At 42.2% G+C, this 23,881-nt stretch carries 18 protein-coding genes and 12 tRNA genes; 4 read left to right on the top strand and 26 right to left on the bottom strand.

All coding sequences use genetic code 11. The annotated features are described in order from the left end of the window. Positions 1–301: 301 nt before the first annotated feature. From rpoC to pbp1b, 3 genes are all read right to left on the bottom strand, one after another. On the bottom strand, positions 302–3,955 hold the full coding sequence (gene rpoC, locus BTU61_RS06565; RefSeq protein ID WP_200772858.1) for a DNA-directed RNA polymerase subunit beta': 3,654 nt from the start codon (positions 3,953–3,955) through the stop codon (positions 302–304). Between the two features lie 160 nt (positions 3,956–4,115). Then, positions 4,116–7,685: a DNA-directed RNA polymerase subunit beta gene (rpoB, locus tag BTU61_RS06560; protein WP_200772857.1), complete on the bottom strand. Its 3,570-nt coding sequence runs from the start codon at positions 7,683–7,685 to the stop codon at positions 4,116–4,118. Positions 7,686–8,025: 340 nt separating this feature from the next. Then, positions 8,026–10,449, bottom strand: coding sequence for a penicillin-binding protein PBP1B (gene pbp1b / locus BTU61_RS06555; protein ID WP_200772856.1), 2,424 nt, complete (start codon positions 10,447–10,449; stop codon positions 8,026–8,028). Positions 10,450–10,644: 195 nt separating this feature from the next. Between pbp1b and tyrS the strand changes: the two genes are divergently transcribed. Next, positions 10,645–11,901, top strand: coding sequence for a tyrosine--tRNA ligase (gene tyrS / locus BTU61_RS06550; RefSeq protein ID WP_200772855.1), 1,257 nt, complete (start codon positions 10,645–10,647; stop codon positions 11,899–11,901). A 62-nt stretch (positions 11,902–11,963) separates the two neighbouring features. Here the strand turns inward: tyrS and BTU61_RS06545 are convergent, their stop codons facing one another. From BTU61_RS06545 to BTU61_RS06525, 5 genes are all read right to left on the bottom strand, one after another. Then, positions 11,964–12,377, bottom strand: a complete 414-nt coding sequence (locus tag BTU61_RS06545; RefSeq protein WP_200772854.1) for a DUF3021 domain-containing protein — start codon at positions 12,375–12,377, stop codon at positions 11,964–11,966. 9 nt (positions 12,378–12,386) lie between these two features. Continuing rightward, on the bottom strand, positions 12,387–12,842 hold the full coding sequence (locus BTU61_RS06540) for a LytTR family DNA-binding domain-containing protein (protein ID WP_200772853.1): 456 nt from the start codon (positions 12,840–12,842) through the stop codon (positions 12,387–12,389). A gap of 18 nt (positions 12,843–12,860) precedes the next feature. After that, on the bottom strand, positions 12,861–13,703 hold the full coding sequence (locus BTU61_RS06535) for an ABC transporter permease (RefSeq protein ID WP_200772852.1): 843 nt from the start codon (positions 13,701–13,703) through the stop codon (positions 12,861–12,863). Further along, positions 13,703–14,569 (bottom strand): ABC transporter ATP-binding protein, encoded by an 867-nt coding sequence (locus BTU61_RS06530; RefSeq protein WP_200772851.1) that lies wholly within the window; start codon positions 14,567–14,569, stop codon positions 13,703–13,705. The genes BTU61_RS06535 and BTU61_RS06530 overlap by 1 nt, the downstream gene beginning before the upstream one ends. A gap of 122 nt (positions 14,570–14,691) precedes the next feature. After that, positions 14,692–15,009, bottom strand: coding sequence for a winged helix-turn-helix transcriptional regulator (locus BTU61_RS06525; RefSeq protein ID WP_200772850.1), 318 nt, complete (start codon positions 15,007–15,009; stop codon positions 14,692–14,694). Between the two features lie 87 nt (positions 15,010–15,096). Here BTU61_RS06525 and BTU61_RS06520 point away from each other — a divergent pair, with 87 nt between their 5' ends. Together BTU61_RS06520 and BTU61_RS06515 are read left to right on the top strand one after the other, a co-directional pair. Beyond that, positions 15,097–15,405 (top strand): YciI family protein, encoded by a 309-nt coding sequence (locus tag BTU61_RS06520; RefSeq protein WP_200772849.1) that lies wholly within the window; start codon positions 15,097–15,099, stop codon positions 15,403–15,405. Between the two features lie 107 nt (positions 15,406–15,512). Further along, a complete protein-coding gene (locus BTU61_RS06515; protein WP_200772848.1) occupies positions 15,513–16,367 on the top strand; it encodes a putative RNA methyltransferase in 855 nt (284 codons plus the stop codon). A 76-nt stretch (positions 16,368–16,443) separates the two neighbouring features. Here the strand turns inward: BTU61_RS06515 and BTU61_RS06510 are convergent, their stop codons facing one another. The 6 genes from BTU61_RS06510 to BTU61_RS10315 form a co-directional block, all read right to left on the bottom strand. After that, on the bottom strand, positions 16,444–17,001 hold the full coding sequence (locus BTU61_RS06510; RefSeq protein ID WP_200772847.1) for a DUF6287 domain-containing protein: 558 nt from the start codon (positions 16,999–17,001) through the stop codon (positions 16,444–16,446). Positions 17,002–17,132: 131 nt separating this feature from the next. Next, a complete protein-coding gene (locus tag BTU61_RS06505; RefSeq protein ID WP_200772846.1) occupies positions 17,133–18,641 on the bottom strand; it encodes a zinc ABC transporter substrate-binding protein AdcA in 1,509 nt (502 codons plus the stop codon). A 2-nt stretch (positions 18,642–18,643) separates the two neighbouring features. After that, positions 18,644–19,447 carry a metal ABC transporter permease gene (locus BTU61_RS06500; protein ID WP_200772845.1) on the bottom strand — a complete coding sequence of 268 codons (804 nt, stop codon included), beginning with the start codon at positions 19,445–19,447 and terminating at the stop codon, positions 18,644–18,646. Continuing rightward, positions 19,440–20,144 carry a metal ABC transporter ATP-binding protein gene (locus BTU61_RS06495; RefSeq protein ID WP_200772844.1) on the bottom strand — a complete coding sequence of 235 codons (705 nt, stop codon included), beginning with the start codon at positions 20,142–20,144 and terminating at the stop codon, positions 19,440–19,442. Before BTU61_RS06495 ends, BTU61_RS06500 begins: the two co-directional genes overlap by 8 nt. A gap of 1 nt (position 20,145) precedes the next feature. Then, positions 20,146–20,583, bottom strand: coding sequence for a zinc-dependent MarR family transcriptional regulator (locus BTU61_RS06490; RefSeq protein WP_200772843.1), 438 nt, complete (start codon positions 20,581–20,583; stop codon positions 20,146–20,148). Between the two features lie 165 nt (positions 20,584–20,748). Next, complete coding sequence (locus BTU61_RS10315) at positions 20,749–20,874, bottom strand: hypothetical protein (RefSeq protein ID WP_267910313.1); 126 nt, start codon at positions 20,872–20,874, stop codon at positions 20,749–20,751. A 312-nt stretch (positions 20,875–21,186) separates the two neighbouring features. On the opposite strand from BTU61_RS10315, the gene BTU61_RS06485 reads away from it, so the two are divergent. Further along, a complete protein-coding gene (locus tag BTU61_RS06485; protein ID WP_200772842.1) occupies positions 21,187–22,443 on the top strand; it encodes an MFS transporter in 1,257 nt (418 codons plus the stop codon). Between the two features lie 335 nt (positions 22,444–22,778). On the opposite strand, the gene BTU61_RS06480 is transcribed toward BTU61_RS06485, so the two are convergent. The 12 genes from BTU61_RS06480 to BTU61_RS06425 form a co-directional block, all read right to left on the bottom strand. Continuing rightward, positions 22,779–22,862: transfer RNA gene (locus BTU61_RS06480), tRNA-Leu, on the bottom strand. A gap of 9 nt (positions 22,863–22,871) precedes the next feature. Then, positions 22,872–22,943, bottom strand: a tRNA-Gln gene (locus BTU61_RS06475). Positions 22,944–22,962: 19 nt separating this feature from the next. After that, positions 22,963–23,035: transfer RNA gene (locus BTU61_RS06470), tRNA-His, on the bottom strand. 12 nt (positions 23,036–23,047) lie between these two features. Continuing rightward, positions 23,048–23,118, bottom strand: a tRNA-Trp gene (locus BTU61_RS06465). Between the two features lie 6 nt (positions 23,119–23,124). Next, positions 23,125–23,205 (bottom strand) — tRNA-Tyr (locus BTU61_RS06460). Positions 23,206–23,220: 15 nt separating this feature from the next. After that, a tRNA-Phe gene (locus BTU61_RS06455) sits at positions 23,221–23,293 on the bottom strand. A 3-nt stretch (positions 23,294–23,296) separates the two neighbouring features. Beyond that, positions 23,297–23,370: transfer RNA gene (locus tag BTU61_RS06450), tRNA-Met, on the bottom strand. Between the two features lie 12 nt (positions 23,371–23,382). Beyond that, positions 23,383–23,472 (bottom strand) — tRNA-Ser (locus BTU61_RS06445). 7 nt (positions 23,473–23,479) lie between these two features. Then, positions 23,480–23,551 (bottom strand) — tRNA-Glu (locus tag BTU61_RS06440). A 10-nt stretch (positions 23,552–23,561) separates the two neighbouring features. Beyond that, positions 23,562–23,635: transfer RNA gene (locus BTU61_RS06435), tRNA-Ile, on the bottom strand. Between the two features lie 36 nt (positions 23,636–23,671). Then, positions 23,672–23,742 (bottom strand) — tRNA-Gly (locus BTU61_RS06430). Positions 23,743–23,747: 5 nt separating this feature from the next. Next, a tRNA-Val gene (locus BTU61_RS06425) sits at positions 23,748–23,820 on the bottom strand. Positions 23,821–23,881 lie beyond the last annotated feature (61 nt).

The following is a 23,881-nucleotide window of genomic DNA, read 5'->3' as shown; positions in this document are numbered from 1 at the left end:
TATCTCAACAAATTGTTAATTTTTGTACATCTTTTTCTCATTCTACCCCCTCTGACTGTACTTGTCAAATATTATTTTGGTTTTATTTACTAATTACTAATAGTTAGTCATTTATTTATTTTGGGTTTTGTAATACATATTCACTAGTTTTAAAGCACTGATGCGCAAATGCATATATTTTAACGGGCTAATATTTTTGGTAAAATATTAATTAAATAATTATTCAGTCAATTTTTTATTCATAAATTTTTATGTTTTTCTTCAAAAAAAATCGGAACCCGAGGGCTCCGATTTTTCATTTTTATTCTTCCACGACTTCAGCAGTTTGGACTGCATCTGCTGCTTCATCTGTCAATGGAACCTCATCAATAATTTCAACTTCGTTGACAGCTTGTGGTTCAAGGTTACGGTAGCGAGCCATACCAGTACCTGCTGGGATGATCTTACCGATGATAACATTTTCCTTGAGACCAAGAAGATGGTCTTTCTTACCACGGATTGCTGCATCTGTAAGGACACGCGTTGTTTCCTGGAAGGAAGCAGCTGACAAGAAGCTATTGGTTTCAAGCGAGGCTTTGGTGATTCCCATAAGAACTGGGCGAGCTGTCGCTGGTACCCCACCTGAGATGAGGACATCCTTATTGGCATCTGTAAAGTCTGTGATATCCATGAGCGTTCCCATGAGAAGGTCGGTATCTCCTGGATCCATGACGCGAACTTTACGGATCATTTGGCGAACCATGACCTCGATGTGTTTGTCGCCGATTTCTACCCCTTGGCTACGGTATACTTTTTGTACTTCCGCAAGGAGGTAAGTTTCAACAGACAAGACATCACGTACAGCAAGGAGATGTTTTGGTTGGATAGACCCTTCCGTCAGAGCTGCACCACGAGAAACATGATCTCCCACTTCGACTTTCATGCGAGCAGTGTAAGGGACAACGTATTCACCTTCACCAGTTGCTCCACTGACAAAGACTTTCTTAGTCCGAGTTGAAGCATCTTCTTCGATCGCTGTAACTTCACCCTTGACTTCTGTGATGACCGCTTCCCCTTTCGGATTGCGGGCTTCAAAGATTTCTTGGACACGAGGAAGACCCTGCGTGATATCGGTATTTGAAGCAACCCCACCCGTGTGGAAGGTACGCATGGTCAACTGTGTACCAGGTTCCCCGATAGATTGGGCAGCGATTGTACCAACTGCTTCACCAACTTCAACCGCATCCCCAGTTGCCAAGTTGATACCATAACAGTGACGGCAGACACCGTGACGAGTGTTACATGTAAATACAGAGCGGATAGTGACTTCTTCCACACCAGCATTGACGATTTCACGCGCCTTGTCTTCTGTAATTAATTCGTCTGGGCCGATGATGACTTCACCAGTTTCAGGATGGCGAACGGTTTTCTTAGTGTAACGACCGTTCAGACGTTCTTCCAGAGACTCAATCATCTCTTTGCCTTCTGTGATAGAGCGGATCAAGAGACCACGGTCAGTTCCACAATCGTCTTCGCGAATAATCACGTCTTGGGCAACGTCTACCAAACGACGAGTCAAGTAACCTGAGTCAGCAGTCTTCAAGGCCGTATCGGTCATCCCTTTACGAGCACCGTGAGTTGAGAAGAACATTTCGAGTACTGACAAACCTTCACGGAAGTTTGAAAGGATTGGCAATTCCATGATCCGACCATTCGGAGCGGCCATCAAACCACGCATACCGGCAAGTTGCGAGAAGTTTGAGATGTTACCACGGGCTCCAGAGTCCATCATCATAACGATTGGGTTCTTCGGATCTTGGTTATCAATCAGGCGTTTTTCCAATCGTTCACGGGCCGCACGCCATTCAGCAGTAACAGCATTGTATCGTTCATCATCTGTAATCATACCACGACGGAATTGCTTAGTGATTTGTTCCACACGTTTGTGAGATTCTTCGATGATTTCGGCCTTGTCTTCAACAACTGGAATATCGGCAATCCCCACTGTCAAGCCAGCAAGGGTTGAATGGTTGTAACCAAGGTTTTTCAAACGGTCCAAGAAAGCAGATGTTTCTGTTGTACGGAAGCGTTTGAAGATTTCAGCAATGATGTTCCCAAGATTTTTCTTCTTGAATGGAACATTCAATTCTAATTTTTCAATCGCTGATTTAGCATCTTGACCTGATTCCAAGAAGTACTTAGCTGGAACCCCTTCAGTCAAGTTGGCGTTGTTTGGCTCTTGGAGATATGGAAGTTCTGCAGGCATGATATCGTTGAAGAGAATCTTACCAACAGTTGTCAAGAGAATCTTGTGTTGTTGCGCTTCTGTCCATGGTTTGTTCAAGCTATCAGTCGTAATCCCAACACGTGAGTGTAGGTGCACATAACCATTGCGATACGCCATCACAGCTTCGTCACGGTCCTTAAAGACCATGCCTTCCCCTTCACGACCCGCTTCTTCCATTGTAAGGTAGTAGTTCCCCAAAACCATATCCTGAGATGGCGTAACGACTGGTTTTCCATCTTTTGGATTCAAGATGTGTTCAGCAGCCAACATCAAGATACGCGCTTCTGCTTGGGCTTCTTCTGAAAGAGGCACGTGGATAGCCATTTGGTCCCCGTCAAAGTCGGCGTTATAAGCTTCACAGGCAAGTGGATGCAAGCGAAGGGCTTTCCCGTCAATCAAGACTGGTTCAAAGGCTTGGATACCCAAACGGTGAAGGGTCGGTGCGCGGTTCAAGAGAACTGGATGTTCTTTGATGACTTCTTCGAGGATATCCCAGATCCGTTCATCTCCGCGCTCTACCAAGCGTTTTGCAGCTTTTACATTTTGTACGATATCACGCGCAACGATTTCACGCATGACAAATGGTTTAAAGAGCTCAATGGCCATTTCACGTGGTACACCACATTGGTACATCTTCAGAGTCGGACCAACGGCGATAACGGAACGTCCTGAGAAGTCCACCCGTTTACCGAGCAAGTTTTGACGGAAGCGTCCTTGTTTCCCTTTGAGCATGTGGCTCAATGATTTCAGTGGACGGCTACCTGGTCCTGTGATCGGACGACCACGACGACCGTTGTCGATCAAAGCGTCAACCGCTTCTTGGAGCATCCGTTTTTCGTTTTGCACGATGATACCTGGTGCATTCAATTCCAAGAGACGAGCCAAACGGTTGTTGCGGTTAATTACCCGGCGATAAAGGTCGTTCAAGTCAGAGGCGGCAAACCGGCCACCATCCAATTGGACCATCGGACGAAGATCTGGTGGAATAACGGGAAGGATGTTGAGGACCATCCATTCTGGCTTGTTGCCAGATTTATAGAAGGCATCCAAGACGTCCAAACGACGCACAGCCTTCACACGTTTTTGACCAGTTGCAGTCTTCAATTCTTCTTTCAAGAGAGCAATTTCAGCTTCCAGATCCACTTGTTTCAAGAGGTCTTGGATCGCTTCTGCACCCATCTTAGCTACAAAGGAACCTGGTCCGTATTCACGCAAGCGTTCACGGTATTCACGTTCTGTCATGATGGATTTGTGCTCAAGCGGTGTATCTTTTGGATCGATCACCACGTAAGCTGCGAAGTAGATGACTTCTTCAAGGGCACGAGGACTCATATCCAAGGTCAATCCCATACGAGAAGGGATGCCTTTGAAGTACCAGATGTGTGATACAGGTGCTTTCAACTCGATATGCCCCATGCGTTCACGACGAACCTTGGCACGTGTTACTTCCACACCACAGCGGTCACAAACAATCCCTTTGTAACGGATCCGTTTGTATTTTCCACACGCACATTCCCAGTCTTTTGTAGGTCCAAAGATGACTTCATCAAAGAGACCTTCGCGTTCTGGTTTTAATGTACGGTAGTTGATTGTTTCAGGTTTCTTGACCTCTCCATAAGACCATGAACGGACCTTGCTTGGAGAAGCTAGGGTGATTTGCATACTTTTAAAACGATTTACATCAACCACTATTTCTTACCTTTCCTTGTTTTCATACTTGTTTCATTTAAATACAGTCTTAGGTGGGGGAAGAAAGCCAACTTTCTCACCACCTCCTTGTGTCTGTATCTTATTATCGAATCATCCTATCAGAAACATTCGTTTCTCACAAGACAATCATTTTGACTGATTATTTTTCTGCTTCTTCCGCATCAAAGGCTGCTTTAGCTTCCTTGGCTGCTTTTTCACGTGCTTTTTCAAGGTCATCCACGTGAATCACATCATCGTCTTCCCCTTCGTCGAGATCACGAAGTTCCACTTCTTGATCATCTTCGTCAAGGACACGCATGTCAAGACCAAGTGATTGCAATTCCTTGACAAGAACGCGGAAGGATTCTGGCACACCTGGTTTTGGAATTGGTTTTCCTTTGGTGATCGCTTCATAGGCTTTCAAACGTCCATTGACATCGTCTGACTTGTAGGTCAAGATTTCTTGAAGGACATTTGATGCACCATAAGCCTCAAGGGCCCACACTTCCATTTCCCCAAAACGTTGTCCACCAAACTGAGCTTTACCTCCGAGTGGTTGTTGGGTAACCATTGAGTATGGTCCGACAGAACGGGCATGGAGTTTATCATCAACCATGTGGTGAAGTTTGATCATGTACATGACACCGACAGAAACACGGTTGTCAAACGGCTCACCGGTACGGCCATCATAAAGAACCGTCTTAGCATCGCTATCCATACCAGCTTCTTTGACCGTATCCCAGAGATCTTCTGAACTTGCTCCGTCAAAGACTGGTGTTGCGATGTGAATACCCAAGTTACGAGCTGCCATACCAAGGTGAAGTTCCATAACCTGACCGATATTCATACGCGATGGCACCCCAAGTGGGTTCAACATGATATCAACCGGTGTACCGTCTGGAAGGTAAGGCATATCTTCAACTGGAACAATACGAGACACAACCCCTTTGTTTCCGTGACGACCGGCCATCTTATCTCCAACGCGGATCTTGCGTTTTTGTGCAATGTAAACACGAACCAACATGTTAACACCCGATTGCAATTCATCTCCGTTTGCACGCGTAAAGATTTTGACATCGCGAACGACTCCATCTCCACCGTGAGGGACACGAAGAGACGTATCACGCACTTCACGAGATTTATCTCCAAAGATGGCATGAAGGAGACGTTCTTCAGCAGAAAGGTCTTTTTCACCCTTCGGTGTTACTTTACCGACAAGGATATCGCCTTCTTTAACCTCAGCACCAATACGGATAATACCTGTTTCATCCAAGTCACGAAGAGCATCTTCACCGACGTTTGGAATTTCACGTGTAATTTCTTCAGGGCCTAACTTGGTATCACGCGTTTCTGATTCGAATTCTTCCAAGTGAACAGATGTGTAGACATCTTCTTTCACCAAGCGTTCGCTCATGATAACGGCATCCTCGAAGTTATACCCTTCCCAAGTCATGTACGCAACGATTGGGTTTTGTCCAAGGGCCATTTCCCCTTTTTCCATAGATGGTCCGTCTGCGATAAAATCGCCTTTTTCAACGGTTTCACCTACTTTAACAAGAGTACGTTGGTTGTAGGCTGTGCCTGAGTTTGAACGACGGAATTTTTGAACATGGTAGACATCCAAAGAACCATCTTCCCGACGAACTTCTACCTTATCCGCATCTGCGTAAGTAACTTTACCATCGTGTTGGGCAATGACCGCAGCTCCTGAGTCATGGGCTGCTTGGTATTCCATACCCGTACCAACAAATGGTGCTTTTGGATCAATCAATGGCACAGCCTGACGTTGCATGTTGGCACCCATAAGGGCACGGTTGGAGTCATCGTTTTCCAAGAAAGGAATACATGCTGTCGCAACGGCAACTACCTGTTTTGGAGAAACGTCCATATAGTCAACTTGATCAGACGGGAACTCTTGGTTGTTACCGCGATGACGTCCCATGACGATTGGCTCAGCAAAGCCACCTTCTTCATTCAACTTAGAGTTGGCCTGCGCTACGATGTACTCATCTTCTTCATCAGCTGTCAACCAGACGATTTCATTTGTCACAACGCCTGCTTCACGGTCTACTTTACGGTATGGTGTTTGGATGAAGCCATATTTGTTCAAGTGTCCGTATGAAGACAAGTTATTGATCAAACCAATGTTTGGTCCTTCAGGTGTTTCGATTGGGCACATCCGACCATAGTGGGTATAGTGCACGTCACGGACTTCATATCCAGCACGGTCACGTGTCAAACCACCAGGTCCTAAGGCAGATAAACGACGCTTGTGGGACAACTCAGAAAGTGGGTTGTGTTGGTCCATGAACTGAGACAATTGTGAAGAACCAAAGAATTCTTTAATTGCCGCAGTTACTGGGCGGATGTTGATGATTTGTTGTGGTGTCAAGACATCGTTATCTTGTACAGACATCCGCTCACGGACGTTACGCTCCATCCGTGAAAGTCCAAGACGGACTTGGTTGGCAAGCAATTCACCAACGGCACGAATCCGACGGTTTCCAAGGTGGTCAATATCATCCACACGGCCAAGGCCTTCAGCCAAATTGAGGAAGTAGCTCATCTCAGCAAGAATATCAGCTGGAGTCACAACACGAACTTTATCAGACGGGTTTGCATTACCAATGACGGTAACGACACGATCAGGATCATTTGGTGAGACCACTTTAAATTTTTGCAATTCAACTGGATCTGTCAAAACAGCCGCATCATTTGGAATGTAGGTGATCTTGTTCAAGCCATTATCCAATTGTTCAGAGATGCTATCGATGACATCGCGCGTCAGGACAGTACCAGCTTCTACAAGGATTTCTCCTGTTTCAGCATCTACTAATGGTTCTGCGATGGTTTGGTTCAACAAGCGGTTCTTGATATTAAGTTTCTTGTTGATCTTGTAGCGACCAACAGGGGCCAAGTCATAGCGACGTGGATCAAAGAAACGGGCTACCAACAAGCTACGTGAGCTTTCAGCTGTCTTAGGTTCACCTGGACGAAGACGCTCATAGATTTCTTTGAGGGCTTCATCTGTCCGAGAATCCATTGGATTTTTATGAATATCTTTTTCAATGGTATTACGAACCAAATCGCTGTCCCCAAAGATATCGATGATTTCATCGTCTCCTGAGAATCCAAGAGCACGCACAAGCGTTGTAAATGGAATTTTACGCGTACGGTCAATGCGTGTGTAAGCAATGTCTTTTGAATCGGTTTCAAGCTCTAACCAAGCCCCACGGTTTGGGATAACCGTTGATCCATAACCGACCTTACCGTTTTTGTCCACTTTGTCGTTAAAGTAAACACCTGGTGAACGCACCAACTGAGATACGATAATCCGTTCTCCACCATTGATGATAAAGGTTCCCATTTCAGTCATGATTGGAAAATCACCAAAGAAAACTTCTTGGGTCTTGATTTCACCTGTTTCTTTGTTGACCAAACGGAAGGTCACAAAGATTGGTGCTGAGTAGCTGGCATCGTGGATGCGCGCTTCTTCAAGCGAATACTTGGGTTCGCGGATTTCATAACCCACAAATTCCAATTCCATTGTATCCGTGAAGTTTGAGATTGGAAGCACATCTTCAAATACTTCCTTCAAGCCATGATCCAAGAAATCTTTGAATGAGTCTGTCTGGATTTCAATCAAGTTTGGTAAATCAAGAACCTCTTTGATTCTTGAAAAACTACGACGGGTCCGATGTTTCCCGTATTGAACGTCATGTCCTGCCAAAGTTTTTAGCTCCTTTTTCCATACTAGGATAGCTTGGTAAAATGACTTTCACCACCTATCCGGTTTCAACTACAATTGTGTGATTTGCATCACGTGAAGAGCTGTCTCTTCACCTCATTCGTCGCTTTTTGTAATTTTTAGAAAAATTAAATTTGTGTAACAAATACGATTTTCCCATAAAAATAGGCACAAAAAGAGCAGCTAAATCGACTTATCCAAGTATGATTTAACTGCTGTAAGCTCTTATTTGGACAATATTTCAAATAAAGCACACGACAAATTAGTTATCTTTATTATACCGTTTTTCCCTTGAAAAATCAAGGCTTTGCGCAAAATTTGATCACCTTCGATTTGAACTGCTTCGGTTTGAATGATTGTTATTTCGGTTATTGTTTTGACTACCACTAGCATTTCCTAAAATGGCTGCCCAAGCACTTTGATAATCACTGTCTGATCCCCCAATCGCAAAATGGTATTGAGTCGTCGGAGCACCATTCTTAGCCCAAAGACTCGTCACAGTTTGCCCACTCACATCTACATCTTTACCATTGACATTGACACGTCCCGGTTTCTCACCTGTCGACTTCAAAACATCCGAACGAATCACACTCTTATCGAGGGTAAATTTATCCTGAATTCCAAAGAGACTTGGATCTGCTTGGTAGATCGCATTAGCCAACTGCGCCATGTATTGGGCATTGTTGTTGTAGCCGGTCAAGGTCTGCATGGAAGCATTGTTGTCATGACCGATCCAACCTCCTAAAGAAACATTTGGTGTGGACAACATCAACCACATATCCCCATTTGAGTTAGTGGTACCGGTTTTTCCAATCCAGTCAGCACCCGCCAGTGTTGGGTTGACTTGGCTAATCCGAGACTTAAAGGTCGTTGTAGCACCAGACGTAATAACACCGCGCAAGAGATCCTGCATAATCGTTGCTGTTGCTGGAGAGTAGACACGAACTGGATCTGCCTCGTGCTTATACACCACATCCCCATCTCGATCAATGATTTGCTCCACCATGTAGCGTTTGAGGTAGTTCCCATTATTAGCAATGGTTTGGAAGCCATTGGTATGTTGGGCAACAGTGACCTCAATTCCTCCCCCCATCGGCAGACTCTCAATGCCATATTCAGGGATATCATAGCCCATCTTCTTCATGTAGGATGGGACATCCACACCCTTTTCACGAAGGGTCCGGTAAGTCCAGTAAGCTGGAATATTCCATGAGGTATTGAGGGCCTCCCGGAGGTCCATCATAGCCGTTCCTTTACTATCCACGTGCATGATGGGCTCCCCACTAGAGAAATTAGTTGGGTAGTTTGAGAGGATACTATTACTTCCCATCAAGCCTTGATCAATGGCAATACCATAGGCCAACAGCGGTTTGATAGCAGACCCTGGTGAACGTTCTGTATCAAAGGCATGGTTGTTTTGGTTGCCGTCAAAATTCCGTCCGCCGATAAATCCTAAAACAGCACCCGTTCGGTTGTCCATAAGGACATTCCCAACTTCTACAAGACCCGTCCCATCATCCAAGACACTTCCAAAATTCGCTACCGCGGCCTGCATGGCATTGTGAACTGGTTTGTTAATCGTGGTTTGAATGGTGTAGCCACCTTCTCGCAACTCGCTCTCAGCTAATTCCTGGTAAGCCTTGACGGTTTCATTATTTTTCAAGTCTTGCTTGGTGACATTGTCTCTCTTGATCAAGAAATCATACATGGCCTCTTTAGCTTCTGCCATGGCTTGGAAGTAGAGGTAGTCATGCGGTGTTTTCTCGATGCCATCTGGAGCGATGAAGTCTTTGGTCAAGTCGTACTGAGCATAGGTCTCGTAGTCTTTTTTCGACAAGGCTCCCGTCCGGTACATATTGAACAAGACGTCTTTGGCACGCGCTAAACCAAGCTCAAGATCTTCTTTTTTCTTTAAGCTACCATCTGCTGCATAAGGAGAATAGACGATGGGGCTTTGAGGCAAGCCAGCAATAAAAGCCGCTTGTGGGACAGACAAGTCTTTGGCAGGGACTCCAAAAATCCCTTGAGCTGCGGCTTCCACACCTGCAATATTTTGTCCCCGATTGTTTCGTCCAAAAGGCGAAACATTTAAGTAGGTTGTGAGGATTTCATTTTTATCCATCCCCCGCTCCAAAGCCAAGGCATCTACAATTTCCGTTGCCTTACGGGTAAAGGTAGGCGCATCTCCAACTACTTGTTGTTTGATCAATTGCTGGGTCAAGGTCGATCCCCCACTAGAAGAACCAACACCTGCAACAGATCCGAGCGTTGCCCGAAGAACCGCTTTGGGCACAACCCCATTATGGCTTTCAAAGTTCTCATCTTCTGTCGCAATCACAGCCTTTTTGACATTGTCCGAAATAGCATCTCCCGCTACAGGTGTACGGATCAAGTCACTGTCCACCTCTGCAATCAAGCTCTTATCGGAATAGGTCAGTTTTGAAACACTGCTCACATTGCGAACCTGCTGGACCAGTTCTTCTGTCTTTGGAACCTTGACATTGCTAAAGAGGCTCGCTGCATAACCAATCCCGATCCCTGCACCAAATAAAAAGAGGCACACGAACAGGGCGATCATCACATCCCACAAGAGTTTGAGGGTCCGCAAACAGGTCGCAACTATATCGCCAACAGACCAGCTACTTTCTTCATTGTTTTCCTTCTTGGAAATATCTTTGTACAGTTTTGAAAAGAATTGTTGGATCTTCTTCCAATATTCCTGCATCTTCTCTTTGAATTGATTCACTGATTCTTTCTCCTTGTTCCCTATATTATAGCAGATTAGGCCCTCCGATTTCAATCACAAGCGCGCAAGAATTCTTGATAGTTCCTTATCGTTCCTTATCAGAGATGTAAGAAAATGATGGAAATCATTGCCATTTCCTTGGTTTATGGTAGAATAGAAGGATGAACAAATGAATAAATAAAGGAGAAAAGATACATGCACATTTTTGATGAGCTAAAAGAGCGTGGTTTGGTATTTCAAACAACGGATGAAGAAGCCTTGCGCAAAGCGCTGGAAGAAGGTCAGGTTTCTTATTATACTGGTTATGATCCAACTGCTGACAGCCTTCACCTTGGTCACTTGGTGGCTATCTTGACGAGCCGTCGCCTTCAACTAGCAGGCCACAAACCGTATGCGCTCGTTGGCGGTGCGACTGGTCTCATTGGAGATCCGTCCTTCAAAGATGCTGAACGTAGTCTCCAAACAAAAGAAACTGTACAAGAATGGGTTCGCTCCATTCAAGGGCAATTGTCTCGTTTCCTCGATTTTGAAAATGGGGACAACAAAGCTGAAATGGTCAACAACTACGATTGGTTCGGAAGCATTAGCTTTATTGACTTCCTTCGTGATGTCGGAAAATACTTTACGGTCAATGCTATGATGAGTAAAGAATCTGTTAAAAAACGGATTGAGACAGGGATTTCTTACACGGAGTTTGCCTACCAAATCATGCAAGGCTACGACTTCTACGTCCTCAACCAAGAACACAATGTCACCCTTCAAATCGGTGGATCTGACCAATGGGGAAATATGACAGCTGGTACTGAGTTGATGCGCCGTAAAGCAGATAAGACGGGTCATGTTATGACTGTTCCTTTGATCACAGATGCAACTGGTAAGAAATTCGGTAAATCAGAAGGCAACGCCGTCTGGCTCAATGCAGATAAAACGTCTCCATACGAAATGTACCAATTCTGGATGAATGTCATGGATGCCGATGCTGTACGCTTCTTGAAGATCTTCACTTTCTTGTCACTGGACGAGATCGAAGAGATCCGTAAGCAGTTTGAGGCTGCTCCTCATGAACGTTTGGCTCAAAAGATCTTGGCGCGTGAAGTGGTCACCCTTGTCCACGGTGAAGAAGCCTACAAAGAAGCCCTCAACATCACGGAACAACTCTTTGCAGGAAACATCAAGAACTTGTCTGTCAAAGAACTCAAACAAGGACTTCGTGGTGTGCCAAACTACCATGTCCAAGCAGAAGACAACCTCAACATTGTTGAACTCTTGGTCACAGCTGGTGTGGTCAATTCTAAACGCCAAGCCCGCGAAGATGTTCAAAATGGAGCGATCTACGTCAATGGCGAACGCATCCAAGACCTTGACTATGTCTTGAGCGATAGCGATAAATTAGAAAATGAATTGACCGTTATCCGTCGCGGTAAGAAAAAATACTTTGTTTTGACTTATTAAGAAAGTAAAACCACGAAGTTTGGTATGAACTTCGTGGTTTTCTTATACACTTTTTTCTGAGACTATTTCCCTTTTCTGCGATGCAACAAAGCTTGGTTGATTCGTTGAGTTTTTTTATGGAGTTGCCAAATCTGGTACAGCCAGATCAGGCCGTAAATGGCTAGAAAGATCAACCAAGGAATCGGGCTCCATAAGGCTCCCCCCCAGCCAAAAAATAAGTAAGTTAATGCTAAGATGGTAGCTGTCACAACTAAATGCAAAGCCACACGCAAACTATAGGTCAAAAACTCTTCTTCCTCAAGAATGAACGTCAAGACTCCCATTGTTCCACTCATTAAAAAGATCGCTAGGATGTTGCGTACATTCACGGCAGGATATACGATGTTGGTATAGACATGGGATAATAACACCAAACACAAATAAAAGAAGGATCCTGTCCTCATACCAGATACAAAATAAGCTATAACTCGTTTCATCACTTTCTCCTATACCCCTAAATAATCCATCAAGGATTTGACATATTTCCGACTGACACTTGATTTTACTCCACGTGTCAGTTTAGCCATCATATTGCCTGAAAAACTATCCGATAGCGATTCTAAATGGTCGATATTCATCACCGCGTGGCGTGATATCTGTAAAAAATTACGACGATTAATCCGATGTTGAAAATTTGTCAAAGTATCTCTGATGGTGAACGTTTTGTCTGTCGTATAAATGGTTAGCTGATTCTTATCAATCTCGGCTAGAATAATGTCATCAATTTTCACCATGATCAAATGATCATCTGTTTTGATAGGGATCACTACTTGATTCACTGTCGAAAATTGTTCGAGATACTCCATCACCTCTCGTGCTTGATCAGATAATTGCTTGGCTTGAATGACCACACAGGGGTCGTTTTCTGGGACATCTTGTTTTTCCTCAAAACGAATCTTCATTCCTACTCCAATTCTCACTTACTTTCTTTTACTCGATCTTTTTGCCAAGGAAATCCAAATCCCCAAAGCTAGAAGAATACCTCCTAACACTATAAGGTATGTTTGTTCCTTTGTCAATAAAGTTTGCCATTTGAGCTGAACACCCATTTTTTCTTGAAACTCTTGAAGAAGCTTATCTTGACCTTTAAAGGTCTCACTTAATGCTTCTTTCATGAGGACTTGTCGATAAAGTGCAGCAATATAAGTAGCCGGGGTACATTTCATTAGTAGTTGAGCAAAATTAGGTAGAACGCCCAAAGGTACATAAGTCCCTACCAAAAAACCGGAAGCTGTACCCACTATGGTCGCAAACTTCCCAAGACTGTCTACTGATTGGAAAAAATAAACAAAAATGGCATTCACTAAGCTAGAAAGTAGGCTACTAAGTAGCATAATGAGGAGCACTTCAGGTAATAGAGATAAGGTTGGAACTTCTCTAAAATAGCCACACATCAGCACATACATAAGGATCTGCATGGAAAAAGAAATGATGATTGCACTCGTTAGATACGAAAATGCTAACCGCCATATTCCTTGATCCGATAAATAAAGATCCTGATCTACTTGACGTTCGCGGTCCTTTACCAACTGAGTCAAGACAGCCAGACTCGTTGTGATACCTGTCACTGCCAGCGTCCCGCTCATCAACCAATTATTTAACACAGGACCACCATTGGGAAGCTGAGCCCAGGCATCTGTTAGATTTTTTTGAAGAAAAATAATATAAAGAATAAAGGAAATCAAGGCTCCCAACAAGGAGAAGAAAACACCTGAACGATTCCTAAAATACAATAAAAAATTTCGCTTTAGTAAGGCTAACATTAGCGAACCTCCCTTCCTGTCAGTGCAATAAAGGCATCATCCATGGTCCCTGGACGAAACTCAAAATGGGCTATTTTATCACTAACTTGCGCCAGGTAATCAATGGCTTCCCTTTCACTCTCGGGTTGAAAAATATACTCCAATTGACTTTGTTGCTCTACTGACATTCCCGAAGATTTGAGGCTTTCTATCTGCTGTCTCTCCTTGAAACGAATCTTTAAGATATTAGTAGCATACTGGCTCTTAATATCTAGTGCCGATCCTTGAGCAATCACTTTCCCATGATCTACAATATAAATTTGATCAGCTTCATCTGCTTCGTCAAGATAATGCGTGGTCAATACAACGGTCATTCCCTCTTCCCTCTGCAATTGATAGAGCAAATCCCAAATAGACTTCCGAGTTTGAATGTCTAAACCTGTCGTTGGCTCATCTAAGAACAGAAGATCTGGACCGTGCAGTAGAGCACGCGCAATGTCAACCCGACGCTTTTGGCCGCCTGAAAGCGTCCCATATTTCTGCTTTTGGAAAGCTGATAGGCCTAGTCGATCAATAAGATCAGACACACGATTTGGTTTTAGTCCTTTGTACTGTCTAGCACGAATGGTCAGATTTTCCCTAACCGTCAGCATCTCATCTAAAACACTGGTTTGGAAGACCACACCAATTTTAGTACCAGGTTCATAAATAATGTCGCCTTGCGTTGGTTGTTTCAAACCAATCAACATGGAAATCGTCGTTGATTTCCCCGCCCCATTTGGTCCTAGAATCGCATTAAACGTTCCCTTTTCAAACTGTAGGTGAATATGATCAACCACTAGATGATTTCCATACCGTTTACTGATGTTTTTAGCTTGTAATATCATGTTCTCTCTCCTTTTTGACAGTATCAGTCTAGCAAAAAAGCCGTTTAAAAAACGGCCTTTTGGGATAAGCGGTCAAAATGAGAACCTAAGTGGCAAGATGAAAGTGACAAAAAGAAGAAAATTTATTGCAACCATTCTTTTCCCCATTGATTCAAGTCCTTTAAAATTGGCATCAGTGATTTACCTTTTTCCGTCAGCTCATATTCTGTATGGAGCGGCATAGACTCAAAATCATATTTCTCAACCAATTGGTTCTCTATTAAAACATCTAATCCACGTGTCAAACTGATCGTTGTAATCCCTTCAACTTCTCTTCTCAATTGATTGAAACGAACTCTCTTATGCTTGTTTATAACCCATAATATATTCATCCTCCATTTCCCACCAACCACATCTAAGACTCGAGACATACTACAGTTCCAATTTTTATTTGTTAACATTTTTTCTCCTTACAAAAATGTGCCTACTATTCAGGTAGTTTGTAAAGTATTATAATCTATTTATCATTTATTTTAAAGGAGTCACTTATGTTTATTGTAAATCTTACCTATATCAAGCCCCTTGATAAAGTTGAAAAATTCTTAGAAAAACACATAGATTTTTTAAATCAGTATTATACAAAAGGTCATTTTATCGCATCTGGAAGGAAAAATCCAAGGACCGGCGGTATCATTCTCATGAGAGCAAAAAATAAAGAAGCCGTTCAAGAAATCATTACACACGATCCATTCTATCAAAATGAGATTGCTCAATATGAGATCATTGAATTTGAGGTAAGTAAATATTGTCCTGAATTGAAAACTGTCCTGAACAATCCAGTGGACAAAATTAGATAAAGAAACTCAAGGTCCACTCAATACCGCGTAGAACCGTTTAAAAAGTGTGACTTAGTCCCATTAAAGCATCGGTTGCTATCTAGAGGCTCTTTTGTTACACTACTAATATGAATACACCGATCAAACCAAAATTACAACGATTTCAAACAGCCACTGCCTTTGCCTGTCCCATCTGTCAACTAGGCCTAGAACTTGTGGGGACTAGTTTTAAATGTCCGAAAAACCATTCTTTTGATTTGGCGAAATTTGGCTATGTCAACCTGGCTCCCCAGATCAAACAATCAAAGGACTATGACAAAGAAAATTTCCAGAATCGCCAGCTGATCTTAGAAGCAGGGTTTTATGAGCCGATTCTCACAGCGATCGGACAAAAGATTCCGACCAGGGATGCCAGAATTCTAGATATCGGTTGCGGGGAAGGCTATTACTCCCGAAAACTACAAGAAGTTTATCCCCAAGTTACCTTCTATGCATTCGATCTTTCAAAGGAATCCGTACAACTAGCTGCCAAGAGTGACGCTAGCTGGAAGGTCAATTGGTTTGTAGGAGATTTGGCTCATTTACCCATTCAATCTAAGAGTATGGAGGTCATTTTGGACATCTTCTCCCCGGCTAATTACGCTGAATTTGAACGTGTCTTAAAGGCAGAAGGGATCATCATGAAGGTCGTCCCAACCTCTTCTCATCTAAAAGAAATTCGTCAGTTGGCCCAAGATCAATTGGCCAAGCAATCTTACTCCAACCAGGAAATTTTGGAGTACTTTGAAGATCACTGTCAGATCCTCTCATCCGAAACGGTCAGTCTTACCAAGAGTTTAACTCCTGAAGAACGTCAGGCGCTCCTCGCCATGACCCCTCTTTTATTTCATGTTGACCAAGAAAAAATCAACTGGACCCGTCTCACAGAAATCACCATCGAAGCCCAAATACTAGTTGGAAAACTCAAGATACAAAGCCCGTAAAGTGCAGATTAAAAAGGGAATAAGATAGAAGCACAACCCGTTACAGTTGCTTCTGTCCTATTCCCTTTTTGTATTTTTATTGATCTCCGACATGATAGTAGAAAGATCCTTGTTCTGCGAAACTAGCTTGTCCGACACCCGACCACAAGCGATTTTTAGTGGCGTCTGAGGAGTCCTTAAAGACGACTTGCCCTTGGTCGTCGACTTGGTCACCAATGCTCACTCCAGCAGGAATATACTCCAACAAGAAGCCTCCATCGCGACCTCCATAGATACCTTCAGAAGCTGTTCCATAATCCGTCAAAGAAGCTCCATAGCCCTCTAACTCTTGTGATACTAACCCTTTATCGTTAAAGACCAGCTTGTTTCCTTTATCATCTTGCCAGACACCAGCAATACTGCTGTAATCCCCATTAGCAATAGCCTCAAGATCCATTTTCTTCACTTCTTTTTTCTCTTCTTTTTTTTCTTTCTCCTTCACTTCCGAACTAGAGGCATCCGTCTTTTTGACCTCAGAAGAGGTCGTCGTTTTACTAGATGAGGCGGTTGATTTTTTGCTTGCTCCCTGTTGCGAACAAGCCACCAACAGGATCACACTGAGAAGACCTATTAACATTGCGCCAACTTTTTTCATTTAAAATTCCCCATACATTTTTATTTAAAGCCCTTTCATTGTAACGTATTTTCCAGTATTTTACAAGCTTCACTCCCTATTTTAGACCAAAAAGAAGCTGAGAGTTTCCTCCCAACTTCTTTGCATACGGATTATGAATGAGCCACCATTTCCTGTGCAACTTCTAAACCAGATAAATTCGAAGGATAATAAGTTGGCCAATTTTCCAACTCATCATAAAGCGCCTCTTGACTCTTTCCTCCATGGAAAATGTGGAAGTGAGCTGCCTTTACCGGAGTAATTTCATGGTCACTAAATTGAACATATTTGAAGTCTCCCGCATCGCTCTCCTTGGCTTCAAAGAGATAACGAACACCACGATTCCCCTTCTTATAAGTCAAAATGTGCTTCCCTACGTATTTATAGGTATATTTCTTAGAAGATCCTTTTTGATAAAACTCCATTGAATCCTTATCAATCTTGATCCGATCAATATCTGTTTGGTAACCCTTGGTATAATATTCCTTATACTCAGCAGCAGTCATGGTTGGATTTAATTTTGCCTTATAATCAAAGACCTGATCCAAAGTTCCATCTTGCAAGTATGGATAAACGGATTTCCAATCTCCCGCATAATTGGCCAAGCTACGATCCTTCACTTGACTATCCTCGAAATAGCCCTTTTGAACCGTCTTAGTATCTTCCTCATGTTCCGGTTGAATATCCTTGCCAGCTTGTGACGTTGTTTTTTCTAGCGCCTTCAGATTCTCCTTCATGACAGACACGTAGTCTTCGCCATCTTTCATTTCTTGATCCGTCAGGCTTTCCAAAGGATTTAAGACAGCCAACTCAACACCAGCTTCAGAAGACAAGGTTTTCGCCAAAGACTTAGAAGCATTTTCCTCAAAGTAAATCACCTTGATCTCATTTTTCTTGATATACTCTGTCAATTCACGCAATCGTGCGGCAGATGGCTCACTATCAGGTGAAAGCCCTGAAATAGCTACTTGATTCAAGCCATAATCCAGTGCCAAATAACGGAAAGCGGCATGTTGGGTCACAAAATTCTTTTGCTTCGCATCTTTCAAGCCATCTTGATACGCTTGATCCAAAGCCTGTAACTTCTTCAAATAAGCTTGCGCATTTTTCTCAAACGTCTTTTTCTTATCTGGATAAGCTGCCACCAACTGATCGCGAATCGACTCTACCATCTTCATGGCACGATGTGGAGAAAGCCAAAGGTGAGGATCATATTCATGATGGTGTTCCTCGCCCCCTTTGTGTTCATGTTCCTCTTCCAATCCCGGAAGCAAGACCATGCCCTTGGTGGCATCGATCGCTTTGGTTTTCTTATCCTTCATGGATTTCAAAAGATTTGGCACCCATGTTTCCATGTTTTCATTTTCATAGACAAAGACATCTGAATCTTGAATCATGGCACGTCCCTTAGCAGACAGTTCATACTCATGAGGCTCAGACCCCGCTCCAATCAGCAGATCCACTGTTCCTTCATCTCCAACAATATTTTTTGTAAAATCATAAACAGGATAAAAAGTGGTCATCACTTTCAGTTTCCCATTTTTACTCTGGCTTTTTCCACAAGCTGTCAAGATAAGGACAAAAGCCACCAACAACATTAAACCTATTTTTTTATATTTCATATTTACTTCCTCAAACGTGATCCAAGATTCACAAGCAAGAACAGAGCCACAAATAAAAGCGTGATGCTAGCACTTGCTGGTGTATCTGCAACATAAGACAAAATCAATCCACTAAACATCCCTATAAAGCCAATGATGACTGCAATCAGCATGACCCCACGAAAGTTCTTCCCTAGTTTCAGCGCAATACTAGCTGGTAAGACCATGATGGTTGAGACCAATAAAGACCCTGCTGCAGGGATCATTAAAGCGATCGCAACCCCTGTCACCACATTAAATAAGATAGACATGGTCCGGACCGGAAGCCCATCCACAAAAGCCGTATCTTCATCAAAGGTCAAAATATACATAGGACGCAAGAATAAGGCTGTCAGCACCAATACAACGAAGGCAATAACAAACAAGGCCAGCACCTGCTCATCCGTAATGGTTAGGGTCGAACCAAACAAATACTGATCCAAGCTCATGGAGCTCTTTCCACCACCACGCATCAGGACCAAGGCGAGTGCAAGACCCGTCGACATCAAAATCGCCGTCCCAATTTCCATAAAGTCCTTAAATAAGGTCCGCAAATACTCTAGGAAGACCGCTGCTACAATCACTATCAACATGGTCGAGAGCGTTGGAGAAATACCCAGGAAAAGCCCAAAAGCAACCCCTGCCAAAGAAACGTGACTCAGCGTATCACTCATCAAACTCTGCCGTCTTAAAATCAGGAAAATCCCTAATACCGGAGAAAAAAGACTCATCGCAATCATGGCTAGTAAGGCCCGCTGCATAAAATCATACTGAAATAAATCAAGCATGGTAACCCTCCCCTTCAGTCCCATGGACGTTAAAACATCTCCAAGGAGAGCTCTGGTCTCGCACCAAATGAATATTGCGGTCCGCAAACTGACTTACCTCTTCAGGGTCATGGGTAATCATTAAAACAGATTTTTGATGATGATGCGCACTATGGTGCATTAATTCATAGAAATCACTCTTTGTTGTGGCATCCATCCCTGTTGTCGGTTCATCTAAAATAAAGATATCCGGATCAGATGCAAACATTCTCGCAATAACAGCTCGTTGTTTTTGGCCACCAGACAAAGATCCAATCGCTTGATTCTTATGCTCTAACATTCCAACAGATTCCAAACTTTTAAGAATATGTTGTTCATCATGCTCATTTAATTTACGAAACCAACCTTTCCGCGGGTAACGGCCTGACTTCACAAATTCATAAACCGTACTTGGAAATCCTGCATTAAAACTGGCAATTTGTTGAGGTAAATAAGCAATCCGTAATTTCTTTCCATTTACATTGGTCTTTGAAATCTCAACAGTCCCAACCTTGGGCTGTAAGATGCCAAGACTAGCCTTAATCAAGGTTGACTTAGCAGCACCATTCTCCCCAGTCAAGGTAACAAACTCCCCACTATCTAAGTAGTAATTGATCCCTTCCAGAACAGGTTCTCGATCATAATAGAACGATAAATTTGAAACCGTAATATACCTCAACTCACAACTCCTTTTCTAATAATTCTAAAAATCGAGAAATCACACTTTGTTCATTTTGAGTAAATTTACCCAATACATCCTCATACGTATGAAGAGTATGCAGATGGTGATGCTGATGCTCCAATGCAATCGGCTTTCCAATATCCGTCAAACGATAATAGAGTACCCGTGCATCATTTTCATCACGATAGGTCTCTAGCATACCCTGACTCAACAACGGTTTGACAGCCTTGGTAATAGCCGCCTGACTGACATTTAATTTCTTAGACAAAACTGAATTTGTCAGCGGTTCATCAGCAACCAACATCAAGATATGTTCCTGCGTGTTAGTTAAAGAAACGCCACTAGTACAAGAACCAACTAGAATTTCATGCTGATTCTCAGATAATAATAAAATCGAATTTAAAAAACGATCAATTTTATTAGCAACTTCAGACAAAATAAACTCCTTCTCATTAACCGGTAAATGTTTTACTGGTTAATTATATCACAAAAAAAGAAAAAGGAGAAGGAAAACTTTCAAATCATACTCAATATTGTAAGGAAAAGTATTCTGATACTGAGAAGCAATAAGTTCATTATACACTCTATTAGTAATACAAAACTAAGAAAACTCTATACTTCTTAAAAAATATAAATATTCCTTCAAATACTTCAAACCGACTAATTCATTTCTAAAATAGTTAAAACGCATTTTTACAAATTGATTATCAGCAATAGATGCAGCCATTTCCCCAAATCCTAAATAGTAATTTTTAGTAACTCATCTTTCTCTCTTAAATAACTACTTCCATAAGCAGTGAGTCGATAATCTTATTTCTTAGTTATTAAATAATACAACCACTAATCTTAAAAAATTTACTCTCTTTCTACATTTTTTAATATACTTTTATTAGTATAATTGGTAAAATCTTAATTAACAAAAATTATGGTTTATCTAATAGTCTGATTACCTTTCAAGTTCATTGAATGGAATTAGATAACCGAATCAGTGTTGAAACGAATGGAGGGGGTTAATATTAAAAATTTAATAAGTGATCAAATGTCTAATAGACAAATCATCAAAGACTTTATTAGCAGTTTTATTAGTTCCTTAAGTGGAAAAGCTTTTAATTTTGCTTTAGGATTAATGTTACTGGACCAGACAAAATCAGCAATGAGTTTTGGAATCAATATGATCATCTATCCTTTAGTTAGTTTGATTTTCTTGCTTCCAATCGGTAATTTAGTAGACCGATACCGTCATAAAAAGATCTTAATTTATAATTTCATCTTTAGGCTTATAATCTTTCTTCTGTTTTATGCTTTTTATTTTTTAACGAATTCATCTACTATCTTATATCTAGTAATCCCGTTTGTCATACTCCACTCTATTACAGTTAACATAAATGATACTTGTTATTCAGCTTCTATCCACGAGTTAGTAAATGATACAAAAATTCAACGATTAAGCTCTGTTACACAAACCGCCATTGCTATCGCAACCATGCTTTCCCCAGCTATTGGAGTTATTTTTTACAATTGGTTAGGCTTCTCGGGCTTTATTCTCATAGAAATCATTGCAAACCTCCTTTCTTTAGGTGTCTTACTTACCATGAAATTCTTCTATGAACACGGAGAGCAAGAAGTCAAGATTAAACAGAATGAAAAGCATCAACACGGGGTTAAAGAAATTATCCGATTTTTAAAAGAAAATCAGATTGTCAAATATATTATTCTTGTTAGTGTTGTACTGAATTTTTTCTATACTTCCATTAGCATTGGAGTACCATTTGTAGTCAAAGAGCAACTCTTATTAGATAATGCAACAGTAGGTATCTTAGAAACGATGTCTGCAGTTGGAATGTTATTAGCCAGTGTGTCTATGTCGCTACTGCCAGACAAAAAAGAAAATAACACACTTCTCTCTAATAAAATTCGCATTCCACTTTTTCTTCTAACTATCGCTATCATTGGTTTGGGTATTACATTTGCAACTACTAACACCCAAGTGATTATTTCTTCCGTTGGCGGTTTATTTATGGGAATTATCGCATTCACTCTTGTTATTCTAAATATTGTCGTCATGACCTATCTTCAAAGTAGCATTGAAACAAATTATTTAGGAAGAGTAATGAGTACTTTGTTCACACTAAATACGTCTATCATGCCGATAGGTACCATTGTATTTACTTATCTATTTCAAAAAGATATAAACGGAGGTCTGATATTCATATTTGGAGGTGTTTCTCTCCTGATCTATACCATGATAATGTTACCTAGAATATATAGAATACTCCAAAAAGAACACACTTATTGAAATTGGTTCTATAATTTCTGTAGTGGGTAAAACCACTGTAGGAATTATGGAGTCTGTTTTGTTGTAAAAAAAAGCTCCATAAGATCTATAATGAAAAAGTGACCAAACCCTCATTAGAAAGAACCTTATGGAACAATTAAATTTTATCACAAACATACTTAGAATTAAAGACAAAAATATTATTATCTTAAAAAAGGAGAGAACCAATTTGGTCCTCTCCAGGTTGTAACTTTTCATCAACCCACTACAGTTGACAAAGAGCCGGAAAAAATTGGTAACTCGACACACAACAAAGAAAAAAAAGACAAGGTCCGAAAACCTTGTCTTTATTACTATACCGGCGGCCGGGGTCGAACCGGCACGTCCTTGCGGACACTGGATTTTGAGTCCAGCGCGTCTGCCAATTCCGCCACGCCGGCAAAGTATAACTGGGGTAGCTGGATTCGAACCAACGCATGAGGGAGTCAAAGTCCCTTGCCTTACCGCTTGGCTATACCCCAATAATATAAATAATAAATAGGCGAGTGATGGGGATCGAACCCACGCATGCCAGAGCCACAATCTGGTGTGTTAACCACTTCACCACACCCGCCATAATTATTAACACGGGCAGTAGGAATTGAACCCACACTGAAGGTTTTGGAGACCTTAGTTCTACCTTTAAACTATGCCCGTAAAGGATGGAAGGGGAGGGATTCGAACCCCCGAACCCGAAGGAGCGGATTTACAGTCCGCCGCGTTTAGCCTCTTCGCTACCCTTCCGAATTATTGAATTGATGGCGCGAGACGGAATCGAACCGCCGACACATGGAGCTTCAATCCATTGCTCTACCAACTGAGCTACCGAGCCAAATTGCGGGAGCAGGATTTGAACCTACGACCTTCGGGTTATGAGCCCGACGAGCTACCGAGCTGCTCCATCCCGCGTTAATATAAATAAGGAGGATGTGGGATTCGAACCCACGCACGCTTTTACACGCCTGACGGTTTTCAAGACCGTTCCCTTCAGCCGGACTTGGGTAATCCTCCAAAAATATAGTCCGTACGGGATTCGAACCCGTGTTACCGCCGTGAAAAGGCGGTGTCTTAACCCCTTGACCAACGGACCATAGAATTAATGGGCACGAGTGGACTCGAACCACCGACCTCACGCTTATCAGGCGTGCGCTCTAACCACCTGAGCTACGCGCCCAAGTTAAAAAACTTGGTAAATTGAACAATCGTTCAAAGCGGGTGACGAGAATCGAACTCGCGACAACAGCTTGGAAGGCTGTAGTTTTACCACTAAACTACACCCGCTTAAATGGGAGTTAACGGGATCGAACCGCTGACCCTCTGCTTGTAAGGCAGATGCTCTCCCAGCTGAGCTAAACTCCCTTATGGTCGTTTAACCTAATTGTTTTTCAATTTCAATTAAGTTAAACTCCCAAATGAGCCT

This window comes from Streptococcus lactarius (assembly GCF_016642265.1).
Classification (GTDB): domain Bacteria; phylum Bacillota; class Bacilli; order Lactobacillales; family Streptococcaceae; genus Streptococcus; species Streptococcus lactarius.
Note: the sequence above shows the minus strand (reverse complement) of the source record. Positions and strands in the feature narration are given on the sequence as shown.

What these genes read in the sequence shown, in the direction of transcription:
- tyrS (WP_200772855.1), top strand. Translation starts at nt 10,645, where the DNA reads ATGCACATTTTTGATGAGCTAAAAGAGCGTGGTTTGGTATTTCAAACA.
- BTU61_RS06545 (WP_200772854.1), bottom strand. Translation starts at nt 12,377, where the DNA reads ATGAAACGAGTTATAGCTTATTTTGTATCTGGTATGAGGACAGGATCC.
- BTU61_RS06540 (WP_200772853.1), bottom strand. Translation starts at nt 12,842, where the DNA reads ATGAAGATTCGTTTTGAGGAAAAACAAGATGTCCCAGAAAACGACCCC.
- BTU61_RS06535 (WP_200772852.1), bottom strand. Translation starts at nt 13,703, where the DNA reads ATGTTAGCCTTACTAAAGCGAAATTTTTTATTGTATTTTAGGAATCGT.
- BTU61_RS06530 (WP_200772851.1), bottom strand. Translation starts at nt 14,569, where the DNA reads ATGATATTACAAGCTAAAAACATCAGTAAACGGTATGGAAATCATCTA.
- BTU61_RS06525 (WP_200772850.1), bottom strand. Translation starts at nt 15,009, where the DNA reads ATGTTAACAAATAAAAATTGGAACTGTAGTATGTCTCGAGTCTTAGAT.
- BTU61_RS06520 (WP_200772849.1), top strand. Translation starts at nt 15,097, where the DNA reads ATGTTTATTGTAAATCTTACCTATATCAAGCCCCTTGATAAAGTTGAA.
- BTU61_RS06515 (WP_200772848.1), top strand. Translation starts at nt 15,513, where the DNA reads ATGAATACACCGATCAAACCAAAATTACAACGATTTCAAACAGCCACT.
- BTU61_RS06510 (WP_200772847.1), bottom strand. Translation starts at nt 17,001, where the DNA reads ATGAAAAAAGTTGGCGCAATGTTAATAGGTCTTCTCAGTGTGATCCTG.
- BTU61_RS06505 (WP_200772846.1), bottom strand. Translation starts at nt 18,641, where the DNA reads ATGAAATATAAAAAAATAGGTTTAATGTTGTTGGTGGCTTTTGTCCTT.
- BTU61_RS06500 (WP_200772845.1), bottom strand. Translation starts at nt 19,447, where the DNA reads ATGCTTGATTTATTTCAGTATGATTTTATGCAGCGGGCCTTACTAGCC.
- BTU61_RS10315 (WP_267910313.1), bottom strand. Translation starts at nt 20,874, where the DNA reads ATGGCTGCATCTATTGCTGATAATCAATTTGTAAAAATGCGTTTTAAC.
- BTU61_RS06485 (WP_200772842.1), top strand. Translation starts at nt 21,187, where the DNA reads ATGTCTAATAGACAAATCATCAAAGACTTTATTAGCAGTTTTATTAGT.